The following is a 14,392-nucleotide window of genomic DNA, read 5'->3' as shown; positions in this document are numbered from 1 at the left end:
ACCACCATGCCATTCGCCGAGACCCCTCTCCGTGACGAGTACGCCGCGGCGGTCGAGCGGGTGGCGGGCCGTACCCTCGACGCCCTCCGGGGCGGCGGGGGTACGGCCGCGCTCGCGGACCCGGACACCGTCGTCCCCCGCCCGCTGCTGGCCGCGGTCCGCGTGCTCGGCGCGGACCTCTTCGCCCCGCAGCTGCTCACCGGAGCCGAGCCCGACGGACCCACCGCCGCGCTGCTCGCCGAGGCCCGGCGGGCGTTCCCCGCGCCGGTACCGGCCTCCCCCGAGGCCGCGCAGGCCATCGCGTGGCAGGACTGGGCCGCCGGCCGGGTGCTCGCCCGCACGCCGTACGCGGACACCGCGCCTGGTTCCGTACCGGGTTCGGCGTCGGATCACGTGCCGGATCACGTCCCGGGTTCCGCGTCGGATCACGTGCCGGGTCCTGCTCCGGACCACGTGCCCGACCCGCTGCCCGGACCGGCGGAGCTGGGCTGGCAGGCCTGGTCCGTCCGGATGGCACAACTGTCCGTGCTCGCACTGCCGGGGTTGGACGGCCCGGTCCACGACGCCGCCCGCACGGACCACCTGGCACTCGCCCGCGGCGCCGTCCGCGCCATGCTCCGGCGCGACTTCACCACCGCCGTACGGCTCGCCCGCTGGCTCGCCTGGGCCGGCGCCGAGGACCGGCCACCGCACCTGGAGGTCGCGCCGATCCTGGACCGGATCCGCCTCGTCGGCATCGGCGCCGTCCGCACCCGGCTCGAACTCGCCATCGCCGAGCGCCTGTCGGAGGGGAACCCGAGATGACCACCGACACCGAGGTGCTCGCCACCGCCCAGCAGCTCGGCACCCGCGCGCTGTCCTGGCTGCACACCTGCTACCAGGGCGGCTGGGGCAGGATCGCCGACAACACCATCATCGACCTCGCCGAACCGAACGACGTCTACAAGCCGCTCTGCGAGGCCGCGATGGCCTCCTCCCTGGTGCTGCGCGACGGCGTCGCCGGACCGCAGGACGCCCGCGCCGCGCGCGACATGCTCGACGGCGCCTGGCAGCAACTGCGCGAGGGCGACATGCTCTACGAGCGGCAGCTGCGGCACGTCACGGTCACCGACCCGCTGGAGACGTACGCCCACTTCGCCCGGGTCGGCTACCGGCACGCCGCACTGGAGGAGCTGCTCGAATCGATCAGCCGGCTGCGGGCCGTCCACGCGGTCGAGATCCAGGGCAGCCGACAGCTCGCGGTGGCGAACGCGCGGCGGGTCATCGGGCTCAGCCACCGGCCGGACTGGGCCGAACTCGCCGCCCGCACCTGGCTCGGCGCGCTCCCCGAACCGTGGACCATCGCCTGGTCGATCGCCTACCAGGTCACCCACACCGTCTTCCACCTCACCGACTGGGGCGCGCGGCCCGAGGACCTGCCCGAACCGATGCGCGACTACCTGCGCGCGTGGCTGCCGGTCTGGCTCGACATCTGGATGGAGATCGGTCAGTGGGACCTCGTCGGCGAGCTGCTGATCGTCGACGCGTGCATCGGCCGTCCCATGCTGGGGAGTTCCGGCTGGGAGGCCTTGGCCGCGGTGCAGCGGGCGGACGGCCTGGTCCCGCGGGACGCCGAACCGGTCGAAGAGGAGCCCGAGTCGGCGATCCGGGCACACGAACACACCGCCGTGGTGGCGGTCGTCGCCGCGACGGTCCTGCTCTCCCGGGCGCTCGGCGGCGCCGGTGCGGCCGCCGGGTGAACGAGCTCGACACGGCCGCCCGGGCTGCGGTCCGGGCGGCCGCGCCGTACGCCACCGCCGTCACGGTGGCCGTGGCACGCGAGGATCGGGACCAGGTGCGCTGCCACGGGCACCTCGGGCACGAGCGGTCGGCCCCGTGCACGCCGGACACCGTCTTCGAACTCGGCTCGGTCAGCAAGACGTTCACCGCACTGCTGCTCGCCGAGCTGGCCGCCCACGGTGAACTCGCCCTGGACGACCCGGTGGAGCACCTCCTGCCGCCCGACTGGCGCCCGGTGACGGTCCGTTCGCCCGAGCCGATCCGGCTGCTGCACCTGGCCACCCACACCTCCGGGCTGCCCCGGCTGCCGCCCGGGCTGCTCGCAGGAGCCGTCCCGAACTGGTCCGGCAACCCGTACGCCGCGTTCGGCGAGGAGAAGCTGCGCGCCGCACTGCCGCGAACCACCGTACGGAGCAGGCCCGGTAGCCGGTACCGGTACTCCAACTACGGCGTCGGACTCCTCGGCCGGGTGCTCGCCGAGACGGGCGGACTGCCGTACGGGGACCTGCTCGCCGAACGCGTCTGCCGGCCCCTGGGCCTCGCCGACACCGACTGCTCCCCGGACGCGCCGGACCGGGCGGTCGGGTACCGGAACGGCCGGGCGACACCGCCGTGGAGCATCCCCGGCCTGCCCGGGGCCGGCGCCGTCCGGTCGAGCGGAACCGACCTGCTGCGCTACCTCCGGGCACACCTCGACGGACCGCAACCCGGTGACGGGGGAAGCGCGTTGAAGGAAGCCCTGGACGAGGTCCAGCGGGCCCGGCTGCGGCGGCCGCATTCCTCCGACGAGCTGTGCCTGGTGTGGAACCGCCGCCGCTCGGGCCGGCGCGAGCTGTACTTCCACACCGGCGCGACCCGGGGCTTCACGGCCTTCGTGGGCTTCTCCCGGGAGACGGCGAGCGCGGTCGCGGCGCTGGCCAACACCGGGCCGACCCTGGACGGCCGGTTCGTGCAGGCCGCGTACGAGGTGCTGCGGACGGCGGCCGGCTGCCGGGCCGGTCACTGACGGACCACAGGCCCGGGCCGGCGATCCGGAGGGCGTCGCTAGACCACCACCGCCTTGGCGCGGTCGGCGGCGATGCGCACGGCGAGACCGGCCAGGACGGTGCCCATCACGTAGCGCTGGACCCGCAGCCAGGCCGGACGGCGGTTGAGGAAGGTGGCGATGCTGCCCGCGCTCATCGCGATCAGGCCGTTGACGGTGATCGCGACAAGGATCTGGGTCAGGCCCAGCAGCAGGCTCTGCAGGGCGACATGACCCCGCTCCGGCGCCACGAACTGGGGCAGCAGCGAGATGTACATGATGGCGATCTTGGGATTGAGCAGGCAGGTCAGGAAGCCCATCGTGAAGAGGCGGCGCGGCGGGTCCGGCGGCAGCTGCTGCGGGGCGAAGACCGCCGTACCACCGGGCTTGACCGCCTTCCAGGCCAGCCAGAGCAGGTAGCCGGCGCCGGCCAGCTTGATCGCGGTGTAGAGCGCGGGAACCACCGAGAACACCGCGGCCACCCCCGCCGTCACCGCGACGAGGTACACCAGGAAGCCGGTGCCGACCCCCAGCAGCGAGATCAGCCCGGCGCGACGGCCCTGGGCTATCGAGCGTGAGACCAGGTAGATCATGTTGGGCCCCGGCGACAGCACCATGCCCAGCGCCACGGCGGCGATCCCGAGCACGGCGTGGCCGTCCACGGCGGTAGTCAACGCGTCCATGGAGGGAGGCTAGGACGGGTGACCGACTCGATGCAATGATGGCTTTGCGCTCGGTGCAATGTGCCCCGAGGACGGTGCGGCCCATGGGCACGGCGCAGCCTGGGGGCGCCGCGCTCGGGTGGGGCCCGGGAGCAGGGCGCACCGGTACGGCACACGGAGGGCCCGCCACCGATGGACGACTACCGCCTGATCGCCGACCGGGTCGCCGCCGACATCGCCGACGGGCGGCTGCGGCCGGGACAGCAGCTGCCCACCCAGCGTGCGTTCGCGCGCAGCCGGGGCATCGCCGCCTCGACGGCCGGACGGGTCTACCGGGAACTGGCCCGACGCGGGCTGACCGTCGGGGAGGTCGGGCGCGGGACCTTCGTCCGGGCCGGACGGGGGGCGGACGGCGCGCGGATCGCTCTCGCCGAACCCGCCGCCGGGCCCCTGGACCTGGAACTCAACTACCCCGTCGTACCCGGACAGGCCGAGCTGCTGGCGGACGGACTGGCTCCACTGCTCCGCGCGGACGCACTCGGGGACGCCCTGCGGCCGATCGGCGCGGCCGGAACGGGCGCGGCCCGGCGGGCCCTCGCCGGCCTGCTCTCGACCGGCTCCTGGGAGGTCGACGCCGCGGACCTGCTGTTCGCGGGCAACGGGCGGCAGGCCATCGCGGGGGCGCTCTCCGCGCTGGTGCCGCCCGGGCAGCGGCTGGGGGTGGAGGCGCTCACGTATCCGGTGGTCAAGGCGGTGGCCGAGCGGCTGGGCATCCGGCTGGTGCCGCTGACCACGGACGAGGACGGGCTGGTGCCGGACGCCGTCGCGGCCGCCCACCGGGCCGCGCCGCTGCGCGCCGTGTACCTGCAGCCCCGGCTGCAGAACCCGCTCGGCACGAGCATGCCGCACGAGCGGGCGGCGGGGCTCGTGGAGGAGCTGCGGCGGCTCGACCTGCCGGTGGTCGAGGACGCCGTCTGGTCGTTCCTGCGGCCCGACCTGACGCCGTTGGCCGCGCTGGCGCCGGAGCGCACCGTGCTGGTGGACAGCCTCTCCAAGCGGCTGGCCCCCGGGCTGACCAGCGGGTTCGCGGCCGTCCCGGCTGCGCTGCGGGAACGGATGGCGGGCGCGCTGCGCTCGGGTGGGTGGACGCCGAGCGGGTTCGCGCTGGAGGCGGCGGTGCGCTGGATCGGGGACGGCTCACTGGCCGCGGTCGAGGCGGCGAAGCGGGCTGACGCGGCGGCCCGGCAGCTGCTGGCGCGCGAGGCGCTGACGGGGCAACGCCTGCGGGCCGACCCCTGCTCGTACTACCTGTGGTGGGAGTTGCCGGGGGCCTGGCGGGCAGAGGCCTTCGTCGCGGCGGCGGCACGCGCCGGGATCTCGGTCACGCCCGCGACGGCGTTCGCGGTGGATCCGCGGCGCTCGCCGTCCGCCGTCAGGGTCGCGCTCGCCTCGCCGCCGCTGCCGGTCCTGGCACGGGCGCTTGAGACGCTGGCGCGGATCGCGGCGGAGGGGGAGGGCGGACGGTGACGGCGTGACGGGCGACGGGCAACAGGCAACAGGCAACAGGCAACAGGCAACAGGCAACAGGCAACAGGCAACAGCGAACGACGAACAGCTGACAGATTTCATCATCTGTCAGCTGTCGCCTGTCGTCTGTTACCTGCTATCCGTTACGAGCCGTCGACTGCCGACGGTCAGCTTCCCGAGCCGTTGTGGCTCCCCCGGGCCGCGGTGTCCGCCGCGCCCCCGGCGCCGACGGCGCGCAGGCGGCTGCCGGCGGTGGCGGCGAGCTGGGGGGCGAGCCGGGCGACGTCCCGGGAGCCCACCACCGCGATCAGGCTCGGCAGCAGCCAACGGACCGGCTGCATCCCGCGCAACCAGGCCTGCGCGTAGACGTGGGCGGACCGGCGCGCGATCCCGGCGACGATCCGGTCCACCGCGGGCTCCAGCGGGTACGTCTTGTTCGCCGGCCACGGCAGCCGCGACCGCATCTGCTTCAGCACGGCGTCCTCGTCGGCCCCCCGCACCATGTCGGTGTCGGTCCAGCTCAGGTACCCGACGCCGACCTTCACCCCCTGGTAGGCGACCTCGCCGCGGAGCGAGTGGGCGAAGGCCTCCACCCCGGACTTGCTGGCGCAGTACGCACTCATCAGCGGGGCCGGCGTCAGCGCGGCGAGCGAGGCGATCTGCAGCAGGTAGCCGTGGCTCTCGATGAGCGCCGGCAGGAACGCCCGCGCGGTGGCGACGCTGCCGAGCAGGTTCACCTCGATGACCCGGCTGAACGCCCGGTGGTCGCTGTCCGCCAGCGGTCCGCCGATGGCGATCCCGGCGTTGGCGACGACGGTGTCGATCCGGCCGTAGTGCTCCTTGATCCGGCGGGCGGTGTCGTCGAGCGCGTCGAGGTCGGTGACGTCGACGTCCCAGCTGGTCGCGTGCGGCCCGCACTGGGCGGCGACGGCCTTGAGCTCCTCCGGCTCCAGGCCCAGCAGGGCGACCTTGGCCCCGCGCCGGGCGAGCTTGCGGGCCAGCGACGCGCCGACCCCCCGGGCGGCCCCGGTCACGACGACGACCTGCGCGGACAGCGGCGGGATGGCGTTCATGCGACGGCGGTCCTCTCGTCGGTGGAGTCAACAGCAGGATCAACGGTGGAGTCGGCAGTCGCGACTGCTGCGGCTGCGGCCGGAGCGGGCGCGGCGCCGGCAGTCGCGACTGCGGCGGGCGCGCCGACCAGGTGCTCGGCGGCCATCCGATGGATCTCGCCGGCGACCTCTGCCGGGCGTTCCAGCGGCGACATGTGCCCGACTCCGGGCAGCAGCAACAGCCCCTGCGGGTCCTTGAGCCCGGCGATCATCCGGTGCGCGTGCACCGGCGGGGTCAGCCGGTCGTCGGTGCCGACCACCACCGCCGTGGGCGCGGTCAGCTGGGCGAGCCCGGCGCGGACGTCCAGCCGGTCGAGCACCGCGGCCCAGTTGGCGCGGACCGCGGTCGGGCAGGCGTGCACGATCCGGGCCGTCGCCTCGACCTGCCCGGCGGGCGAACCCGAGCCCATGGTCGCATACTTGAGCGCCACCCGGCTGACCGGCGAAACCGGTCCGAGCGGCATCCGGGAGCGCAGCAGCTGCCGGTGCAGGAAGCGGCGCAGGCCCGGGGAACGCACGCCCGGGGGAAGGACGGTGAGTTCGGCCACCAGCTCGCTCGGCCCGGTGGAGATCAGGACGGCGGCGGCGGTGCGCTCGGCGACCTCGGGGCGGCCACCGGCGGCCATGATGGTCATGCCGCCCATGCTGTGCCCGGCCAGGACGGCCCGCTCCCCCGCCGGAACGGTCCGGGCCAGCACGGCGGACAGGTCCTCGGCGAGCGCCCGGGTCGAGTAGCGGGCCCGGCTCGGCGGGATCTCGCTGTGCCCGTGGCCGCGCTGGTCGTAGGCCACCACCCGGTAGCGGTCGGAGAGTTCGCGGATCACCGGGGCCCAGAAGGCGGTCGAGCATGTCCAGCCGTGCGCCAGCACCACGGTGGGCGCGCCGGGTTGGCCGTGCACCTCGACGTGCAGTCGGATGCCGTCGGCCGAGCGGACTGTCAACTCCTCGGCAGGCGTCGGGTGTTCGTACTCGGCGGGCATGACGGCGGCGCTCACGCGGAGACCTCCTGGACGGTGCGGGCGGCGGCCGGCGCCGCGCGCATGATCAGCTCGTACTCGCCGAGGTCCACCTTGCGGGTGGCGCGACGGAAGGAGGCGGTGGAGCCGGGCCACAGCACGGTGTTCCTGCCGCTCGGGTCGAGGTACCAGCTGCGACAGCCGCCGGTGGTCCAGACGGTGCGGTCCATCCGGTGCTGCAGTTCGAGGTTCCACTGCCGCTGGGCGCGTACCGTCGGCTGCATCGCGGCGGCGCCGATCGAGCCGAGCGTCGTCAACGCGTCGATCATGTAGTTCAGTTGGGACTCGATCATGAGGATCATCGAGCTGTTGCCGAGGCCGGTGTTGGGCCCGATGACGAAGAAGAGATTCGGGAAGCCGCGCACGGTCGAGCCGCGCAGCGCCTCCATGCCGTCCTTCCACTCCTCGGCCAGGCTGGTGCCGTCGACGCCGAACACCCGGGCCCCGATGGGCATGTCGGTGACGTGGAAGCCGGTGCCGAAGACGATGGCGTCCACCTCGTGCTCGCTGCCGTCGGCCGCGACCAGCGTGGAGCCGCGCACCTCGCGCAGGCCGGAGGCGACGACCTCGGTGTTGGCGGCGGCGAGTGCCGGGTAGTAGGTGTTGCTGAGCAGGATGCGCTTGCAGCCGATCCGGTAGTCCGGGGTGAGCTTGGCGCGCAGCGCCGGGTCCGGGATGCTCTGCGCGATGTGCCGCTCGGCGAGCTGCTGGACCATGCGCAGCAGCCCGGGGCGGCGGACGAAGGCGTCGACCTGGAGCTCACGGAGGGCGAACAGGGTGCCGCGGCGGATCTTCGCCGTGAGCGGCAGGCGGCCGTGCAGCCACTTCTCCAGCTGGGTGATCTCACGGTCACGGCGCGGCAGGACCCAGGCCGGGGTGCGCTGGAAGACGGTCAGCTTGCCGACCTCGGGCTGGATCGACGGGATGATCTGGGCGGCGGAGGCGCCGGTGCCGACCATGGCGACGCGCTTGCCGGTCAGGTCGAAGTCGTGGTCCCAGCGGGAGGAGTGGAACACCTTGCCGGTGAAGCCGCTCAGCCCGGGCAGGTCGGGGATCTGCGGGTCGGCGAGCGGTCCGGCGGCGGAGACGACGGCGTCGGCGGTCCACTGCCCGGCCGAGGTGGTGATCCGCCAGCGGGCCCCGTCGCTCTCCCAACGCGCCTCCAGCACTTCGGCGTTGAACCGCAGGTGGGGTCGGAGCCCGAAGACGGTGGCGACCTTCTCCAGGTAGGCGCGGATGTCCGGCTGACCGGAGAAGCTGCGCGGCCAGTCGGGGTTGGGGGCGAAGGAGAAGGAGTAGAGGTGCGAGGGCACGTCGCAGGCGCAGCCGGGGTAGCTGTTGTCGCGCCAGGTGCCGCCGACGGAGTCCGCGCGCTCCAGGACCACGAAGTCGGTGATCCCGGCGCGGCGCAGCCGGACCGCGGCGCCGAGGCCTCCGAAGCCGGAGCCGATCACCGCCACCCGGACGTGCGGCACGGCCTCCTCCGCCGCGCGGGCCCCGGTCCCGGACGACCCCTCGGCCGTACGGGGCGCGCCGGGCGTGCCGTTGACGCCGGACGCGCCGGACGCGCCGGAGCGGGGGCGCTTGCTGCTGGATGCCATGCGGCCTCCTCCTGAGGGTGGGGCGGTGATCGTCGCACTCTCCCGGGGCCTGCCCCGGAACCCTTCCAATCGCGCCAGTAATCACTGGCATGATTGGCAGGGTAGCCCTTGCTGACACCGGATGGAAGAAGCGCGACGACTCCGGTTCCGGGAGCCTTCCCAGCCGACGGACCTATGCTGATCGCCGTGGACAAGGTCAGAGCTGCTGCGGGCGACAGAAAACGCCAGTACCGGGTGGAGGAACTGGCCGAAGCGGCCGGCATCACCACCCGCACCCTGCGCTTCTACCGTGAGCGCAAACTGCTCCAGGCACCCCGCAAGGAGGGCCGGATCGCCTGGTACGGCGAGGAGCACCTGGCCCGGCTACGGATGATCGGCGAACTGCTGGAACGCGGCCACACCCTGGGCGGCATCGCCGAACTGATCGGCGCCGGCGAGAGCGGGCGGGACGTCGCCGAGCTGATCGGCCTGGAGGCGGCGATCGTCGCGCCGTGGTCGGACGAGACCCCGGTGCGCCTCGACTGGGAGGAACTCAAGGCCGCATTCGGCGACCAGCTCACCGAGGAGAACACCGCCGAGTCGATCGAGCAGGGCTACATCACCGTCGAGGAGGACGGCATCACCCACGTCAGCCGTCGGCTGATGGACGCCACCACCGAGCTGGTGGCGGAGGGAGTGCCGCTCTCGGCGGTGCTGGACGCCAGCCGACGCACCCGGGAGCACGTGGACGCCATCGCCGAGATCTTCATCGAGGTGGTCACCGAGCACCTGCTCAGCGCACTGGCCGCCGACACCCCGCTGCCACCCGGCGAGGCGGTCCGGCTCACCGAGCGCATCCTGCGGGTACGACCGCTGGCCCGCACCGTGGCCGACGCCCAGTTCACCCTCGCGATGGACCGCCGGGTGCACGCCGAGTACGACGAACTCCTGCGCCAGCGGCGGGAGAACGGATCCGAGACGTGACGAGCCGCCGCGACCCGGGGGCGTGACCGGTCCGTTGCGGTTCGAGGCGTAGGCGGGTGGCCGTACGGGCAGGGATTCCCGCACCCAGCCCGCCCGTTGGAGGTGCCGCAATGCCCAGACCCCTCAGCCGCCGCGCCGCGCTCGGCCTCGCCGCCGGGCTCGCCCCGGGCCTGGCGCTCACCGGCTGCGGACCGAACTCCTCGTCCCCGACGGCCGGTTCCTCCGTCGGTGGCGGCACCCGGACCGTCCGGCACGCGCGCGGCGAGAGCATCGTCCCCGCACGGGCCGAGCGGGTCGTGGCACTGGACACGGACGCCCTCGACTCGGCGGTCACCCTCGGCCTCGCCCCGGTCGGCGCCACCACCGTGAGTGCGGGCGCGCCGTTCCCGAGCTACCTCCCCGCCGATCGGCTGGCCGGGACGAAGGTCGTCGGCACGATCGGCCAGCCCAGCCTGGAGACGATCGCGGCACTGCGACCGGACCTCATCCTCAGCAACCAGGTCCGCGACGACAAGCGGTATGACGAACTGTCCAAGATCGCGCCGACCGTCCTCTCCAAGACCACCGGCCCGACCTGGAAGGAGAACGTCCGCCTGCACGCGGAGGCGTTGGGCCGCCAGAGCGAGGCCGCGGCGGCGGACGCGGCCTACCAGGCGAAGCTGCGGGACCTGGTCACCGCGCTGGGCGGGCCGGCCAGGGCCGGGGCCACCCGGGTCGAGATAGCCCGCTTCCTGGCGGGCGCGCCCACCAGGCTGTACCTCAACGACACCTTCGTCGGCTCGCTGTTCAAGGACCTCGGGCTCGGCCGACCAGCCAACCAGGACAAGCCCGGCTTCTCGATGGAGATCAGCCCCGAGCAGGTGGACCAGGCGGCCGCGGACGTCGTCTTCTACTCGGCGTACGGGGACGCGGCCAAGTCCGACCAGGGGAAGATCACCGAGGGCGCGCTGTGGAAGAACCTGGACGCCGTCCGCAACGGGCGGGTGTTCCGGGTGGACGACAACCTGTGGATGCTCGGCATCGGGTACACCGGGGCCGGTCTGATCCTGGACGAGATCCGCAAGGACCTGGCGCCGACGGGTGGATGAGGGGCGGCAGGCAACAGGTGACAGCTGACAGATGTTGAAATCTGTCAGCTGTTCGCCGTCATCCGTCAGCCGTCAGCCGTCACCAGTCCGCCACCCGCGGACGGTCGAGTCCTCCCGTGCACCGCGGCCGACCGGACGCGCTACCCCTCGTCGTCGTCCGACGCGCCCGGCGCCAGGGCCGGGGACGGGAAGACCCGGCGCGCCTCGCCGCCGGACCACCAGACGCCGATCGCGAAGACGGCAGTCGCCTCCAGCAGCCCGGCCCGGTCGAGGCTCCCGCAGTGCACGGGCACGCAGTCCATCGAGGACACCAGATCGGCGACCAGTGCGGCGGTGGCCGGGTCCTCGGCGCAGTACGGGACCCCGAGCGGCGCGCCGCCCTCGAAGGCCGGCCGCGGCAGGGTCCAGATGCTCTCGTGGCAGATCCCGAACACCTTGGCCACCCGGGCCGCCGGAGCCGCGGCGGCGAGCCGCACGGCGACGGAGTCCGCGGCGCCCGTCGTGGTCAGGCGGGGGCCGTCCGCGCCCGGGGCCATCGGCACGGTGCAGTCCAGGAGGGTCCGCCCGACCAGGTCGGCTGCCAGCGGCCCGACCACCGGCACCGCCGCAGCGGCCGGCACCGCCACCAGGACGGCCTCGCCGAACCTCGCCGCCCGCGCCAGGTCGCCACCCTCCGACGCACCCGTCTCGGCGGCCAATCGGCGAGCCGCCCCCGGGTCGCGCCCGCCCACCACCACCTCGTGCCCGGCTCGCACCCAGGCCCCGCCGAGGGCCGCCGCCATGGCGCCCGTTCCGAGAATGCCGATCCTCATGTCCACTCCTCGCTTCGTCGCCCGACCGGGGTCGGCGCGAACTGCTGTGCCCGGCACGCTAGGCGGGCCGATGCACACCACCCGGTAGGCATCGACCCGGGCAGGATGGCCGTATGGACACCACGGGCCGGCGCAACGAGGACGGCATGAACAGCAACGACGGCGACGACCTGGGCGGTGCCGTCTTCGCCGCCGACTGCCGTGCCCGGCTGGCCTTCGAGGTGATCGCAAACCGCTGGGACAGCGTGGTCGTCCACGTCCTCGGCGAGCGGGGTCCGATGCGCCCGCGGGCGCTGCTCGACCGGATCGGCGGGATCAGCCCGAAGGTGCTCAACGAGGCGCTGCGGCGGCTGGAGTACAACGGCCTGGTGGAGCACCGGCGTTACGCCGAGGCGCCGCCGCGGGTCGACTACGCCCTCACGGTGGCGGGCACGGCCCTGCTCGCTCCGATCCGCGCACTCGGCGCCTGGGCCGCCGAACACGGCGACGCCGTCCTCGCCGCCCAGGAGTCGCACGACGCGCGCCGCAGTCGACGCAGCCGAACGAACTGACGTGGCGTCATATCGCGTGCATGCGGCGGGGGCGCCGGTGGTCCGCACACCGGTTCCCCCGCCGCCTACGACCCCTCCGGCCGGCACCCACGGCCCGGCAGGGCCTCGTTCGGACGCGTCCCCGGGGCCGGGCCGGCCGGCTCGGCCCCGGGGACGGCTCGCTCGCCCCGGCTCAGTTGACGTTGACCGCCGTCCAGGTGGCGGCGACCGCGTTGTACTCCGCGCCGCCCGAGCCGTACAGGTCCGCCGCCGCGCTGAGGGTGGCCGCACGGGCGCCCGCGTAGTCGGTGGTGGAGGTGAAGTACGTGGTCAGCGCGCGGTACCAGATCTGCGCCGCCTTGTCCCGGCCGATGCCGGCGAGCGTCGAGTTGTCGTACGTCGGGCTGTTGTAGTCGAACCCGTTGATGCTCTTCGCTCCGCTGCCCTCGGCCAGCAGGTAGAAGAAGTGGTTCGCCACGCCGGACGAGAAGTGGACGTCCAGGTTGCCGACGTTGGCGTCCCAGTAGTCGGCGGACTGGCCGTCCTTGCTCGGCTGGTCCATGTAGCGCAGCGGGCTGCCGTTGCCGTTCAGGTTGATCAGTTCGCCGATCCAGTAGTTCGGCGGGTTGGAGGGCAGGTTGGCGGACCACTCGACCATCGTGCCCATGATGTCCGAGGTGGCCTCGTTGAGACCGCCGGACTCGCCGTCGTAGTTGAGGTTGGCGGTCGCGGCGGTCACGCCGTGGGTCATCTCGTGGCCGGCCACGTCGATTTCGGTGAGCGGGGCGGCGTCGCCGCTGCCGTCGCCGTACGACATGCAGAAGCAGTCGTCGCTCCAGAACGCGTTGACGTAGTTGGAGCCGTAGTGCACCCGGCTGAGGGCGCCGACGCCGTCGTTGCGGATGCCGTTGCGGCCGAAGGCGCTCTTGTAGAAGTCCCAGGTGGTGGCGGCACCGAACTGGGCGTCCACGGCAGCGGATTCGCGGTTGCCGGCGGTGCCGTCACCGAAGCTGTTGCTGGTGTTCGCGAACAGCGAGCCGCTGCCCGAGGTGCCGTTGCTCATGTCGGTGGTGGACTGGCCGCCGCGGGTGTCGTCCTTGAGCTGGTACTGCCCGCCGCTCTGCGCGGTGGTCAGCGGGACCTGGCCGACGAAGACGCCCTTGCCGCTACCGGCCGCCGTCTGCACCTTCTCGTGGGTGGAGAGCACCCGGCCGCTGGCGGCGTCGGTGACCAGGACCTGGCTGCTCGGGGTGCCGTCGGCGCGCACGCCCTCGACGGTGGTGCGGTAGGCGAGGCGGGGGCTGCCGTCGGTGGCCCAGACGACCAGCTGGGGCGTGCCCGTCTGGTGGACGCCGGCGAGCGGGGACTGGTCGGCGTCGAGGGTCACCCCGACGGTGGCCTTGACCGCGCCAGTGGCCTGCGCGGCGGCCTGGTCGGCCGGGACCGCCGGGGTCACGCTCGGCAGGTCGATCCGGGCGGAGACCGCCTTGGAGACCGACTTCACGTCACCGTCGGCCTTCTGGTGGACGACCAGGTCACCGCCGATCACCGGCAGGCCGGCGTAGGTGCGCTCGAAGCGCAGGTGGCGGGTGCCGTCCTTGTCCAACACGGCGTCCTTGGCGACCAGTTGTTCCTTGGCGCCCAGGCCGAGCACCTTGGCGAGCGGGCCGGACTGGCCGCTCGCCACCGCGAGCACAGTGGCGTGCTGCCGGGCGGCCTGGGCCGGCGACGAGTCGACGGGGGCGGCCTGGGCGGCGGTGCTCACCTGGATCACACCGGTCAGGAGGGCGGTGGCCGAGAGTACGGCGACAGCCGCGAGCTTTCGCTTCACGTACGAGTCCTTCCGGGATACCGCGTCTGGGCGCGGTCGCACCACGTCCCGGGGGCCGGGTCGGCACCTGTGGGGCGGAACGGGCGCTGACGTGCTGAGATCCCGTGCAGTCGGGCGGCTCGCCACCAAGGGGTGGGGGTGGGGCTGCCGCCGGGGGATGCCAGAAGCATGACAATCCATCAGGAGAAATGACAGGTCCGCCTCAGGAGTTGGCCAGGTCCCGCCATGTGGTGAAGAGTGTGGAGTCGACGGCCGGACCGGGAGAGTTCACAGCAACGCGCATGCCGTTCCCGTCCGAACCATGTCCGACCGCCAGCGCCGACGACCGCCCGCCCGCCGGAGCGATGGTCGGCGGGCGGATCCGGTCGACCGGCAATCGACTTTTACATCTGTGTAGAAGATTCCACACGCCCCTCGGCCCCGGACTGGCGAGGTTCCGCCATTCCC

General features: G+C 73.5%; 13 protein-coding genes. 7 read left to right on the top strand and 6 right to left on the bottom strand.

Translation table 11 applies throughout. The annotated features are described in order from the left end of the window. Positions 1-6: 6 nt before the first annotated feature. The 3 genes from ACZ7KX_RS05245 to ACZ7KX_RS05235 are packed head-to-tail and all read left to right on the top strand — an operon-like array spanning position 7 to position 2,785. On the top strand, positions 7-804 hold the full coding sequence (locus ACZ7KX_RS05245) for a hypothetical protein (protein WP_470325376.1): 798 nt from the start codon (positions 7-9) through the stop codon (positions 802-804). Beyond that, positions 801-1,739, top strand: coding sequence for a DUF6895 family protein (locus ACZ7KX_RS05240; protein ID WP_470325375.1), 939 nt, complete (start codon positions 801-803; stop codon positions 1,737-1,739). The genes ACZ7KX_RS05245 and ACZ7KX_RS05240 overlap by 4 nt, the downstream gene beginning before the upstream one ends. Beyond that, a complete protein-coding gene (locus tag ACZ7KX_RS05235; protein WP_470325374.1) occupies positions 1,736-2,785 on the top strand; it encodes a serine hydrolase domain-containing protein in 1,050 nt (349 codons plus the stop codon). Before ACZ7KX_RS05240 ends, ACZ7KX_RS05235 begins: the two co-directional genes overlap by 4 nt. A 38-nt stretch (positions 2,786-2,823) precedes the next feature. Here the strand turns inward: ACZ7KX_RS05235 and ACZ7KX_RS05230 are convergent, their stop codons facing one another. After that, complete coding sequence (locus ACZ7KX_RS05230) at positions 2,824-3,486, bottom strand: LysE family translocator (RefSeq protein ID WP_470325373.1); 663 nt, start codon at positions 3,484-3,486, stop codon at positions 2,824-2,826. 171 nt (positions 3,487-3,657) lie between these two features. Between ACZ7KX_RS05230 and ACZ7KX_RS05225 the strand changes: the two genes are divergently transcribed. Further along, positions 3,658-4,992 (top strand): aminotransferase-like domain-containing protein, encoded by a 1,335-nt coding sequence (locus ACZ7KX_RS05225; RefSeq protein WP_470325372.1) that lies wholly within the window; start codon positions 3,658-3,660, stop codon positions 4,990-4,992. Positions 4,993-5,159: 167 nt separating this feature from the next. Here the strand turns inward: ACZ7KX_RS05225 and ACZ7KX_RS05220 are convergent, their stop codons facing one another. Genes ACZ7KX_RS05220 through ACZ7KX_RS05210 form a run of 3 tightly spaced genes read right to left on the bottom strand, consistent with a single transcriptional unit; the run spans position 5,160 to position 8,721 of the window. Then, positions 5,160-6,065, bottom strand: coding sequence for an SDR family oxidoreductase (locus ACZ7KX_RS05220; protein ID WP_470325371.1), 906 nt, complete (start codon positions 6,063-6,065; stop codon positions 5,160-5,162). After that, a complete protein-coding gene (locus ACZ7KX_RS05215) occupies positions 6,062-7,084 on the bottom strand; it encodes an alpha/beta fold hydrolase (RefSeq protein ID WP_470325563.1) in 1,023 nt (340 codons plus the stop codon). The genes ACZ7KX_RS05220 and ACZ7KX_RS05215 overlap by 4 nt, the downstream gene beginning before the upstream one ends. A gap of 11 nt (positions 7,085-7,095) precedes the next feature. Continuing rightward, a complete protein-coding gene (locus ACZ7KX_RS05210) occupies positions 7,096-8,721 on the bottom strand; it encodes a flavin-containing monooxygenase (protein ID WP_470325370.1) in 1,626 nt (541 codons plus the stop codon). A 174-nt stretch (positions 8,722-8,895) separates the two neighbouring features. On the opposite strand from ACZ7KX_RS05210, the gene ACZ7KX_RS05205 reads away from it, so the two are divergent. Together ACZ7KX_RS05205 and ACZ7KX_RS05200 are read left to right on the top strand one after the other, a co-directional pair. Beyond that, a complete protein-coding gene (locus ACZ7KX_RS05205) occupies positions 8,896-9,684 on the top strand; it encodes a MerR family transcriptional regulator (RefSeq protein ID WP_402801698.1) in 789 nt (262 codons plus the stop codon). Positions 9,685-9,794: 110 nt separating this feature from the next. Then, complete coding sequence (locus tag ACZ7KX_RS05200) at positions 9,795-10,772, top strand: ABC transporter substrate-binding protein (RefSeq protein WP_470325369.1); 978 nt, start codon at positions 9,795-9,797, stop codon at positions 10,770-10,772. 140 nt (positions 10,773-10,912) lie between these two features. On the opposite strand, the gene ACZ7KX_RS05195 is transcribed toward ACZ7KX_RS05200, so the two are convergent. Further along, positions 10,913-11,584 carry an NAD(P)-binding domain-containing protein gene (locus tag ACZ7KX_RS05195; RefSeq protein ID WP_470325368.1) on the bottom strand — a complete coding sequence of 224 codons (672 nt, stop codon included), beginning with the start codon at positions 11,582-11,584 and terminating at the stop codon, positions 10,913-10,915. Positions 11,585-11,730: 146 nt separating this feature from the next. Between ACZ7KX_RS05195 and ACZ7KX_RS05190 the strand changes: the two genes are divergently transcribed. After that, entirely contained in the window at positions 11,731-12,135 is a 405-nt protein-coding gene (locus ACZ7KX_RS05190; protein ID WP_470325562.1) for a winged helix-turn-helix transcriptional regulator, read from the top strand. Between the two features lie 172 nt (positions 12,136-12,307). On the opposite strand, the gene ACZ7KX_RS05185 is transcribed toward ACZ7KX_RS05190, so the two are convergent. After that, positions 12,308-13,945 (bottom strand): M4 family metallopeptidase, encoded by a 1,638-nt coding sequence (locus ACZ7KX_RS05185; protein ID WP_470325367.1) that lies wholly within the window; start codon positions 13,943-13,945, stop codon positions 12,308-12,310. Positions 13,946-14,392: the final 447 nt, after the last annotated feature.

The organism is Kitasatospora sp. NPDC038210 (assembly GCF_055600605.1).
Note: the sequence above shows the minus strand (reverse complement) of the source record. Positions and strands in the feature narration are given on the sequence as shown.

Excerpts from the sequence above, each read along its gene's own strand:
- ACZ7KX_RS05245 (WP_470325376.1), top strand. The coding sequence starts at position 7 with ATGCCATTCGCCGAGACCCCTCTCCGTGACGAGTACGCCGCGGCGGTC.
- ACZ7KX_RS05240 (WP_470325375.1), top strand. The coding sequence starts at position 801 with ATGACCACCGACACCGAGGTGCTCGCCACCGCCCAGCAGCTCGGCACC.
- ACZ7KX_RS05230 (WP_470325373.1), bottom strand. The coding sequence starts at position 3,486 with ATGGACGCGTTGACTACCGCCGTGGACGGCCACGCCGTGCTCGGGATC.
- ACZ7KX_RS05225 (WP_470325372.1), top strand. The coding sequence starts at position 3,658 with ATGGACGACTACCGCCTGATCGCCGACCGGGTCGCCGCCGACATCGCC.
- ACZ7KX_RS05220 (WP_470325371.1), bottom strand. The coding sequence starts at position 6,065 with ATGAACGCCATCCCGCCGCTGTCCGCGCAGGTCGTCGTCGTGACCGGG.
- ACZ7KX_RS05215 (WP_470325563.1), bottom strand. The coding sequence starts at position 7,084 with ATGCCCGCCGAGTACGAACACCCGACGCCTGCCGAGGAGTTGACAGTC.
- ACZ7KX_RS05210 (WP_470325370.1), bottom strand. The coding sequence starts at position 8,721 with ATGGCATCCAGCAGCAAGCGCCCCCGCTCCGGCGCGTCCGGCGCGTCC.
- ACZ7KX_RS05205 (WP_402801698.1), top strand. The coding sequence starts at position 8,896 with ATGCTGATCGCCGTGGACAAGGTCAGAGCTGCTGCGGGCGACAGAAAA.
- ACZ7KX_RS05200 (WP_470325369.1), top strand. The coding sequence starts at position 9,795 with ATGCCCAGACCCCTCAGCCGCCGCGCCGCGCTCGGCCTCGCCGCCGGG.
- ACZ7KX_RS05195 (WP_470325368.1), bottom strand. The coding sequence starts at position 11,584 with ATGAGGATCGGCATTCTCGGAACGGGCGCCATGGCGGCGGCCCTCGGC.
- ACZ7KX_RS05190 (WP_470325562.1), top strand. The coding sequence starts at position 11,731 with ATGAACAGCAACGACGGCGACGACCTGGGCGGTGCCGTCTTCGCCGCC.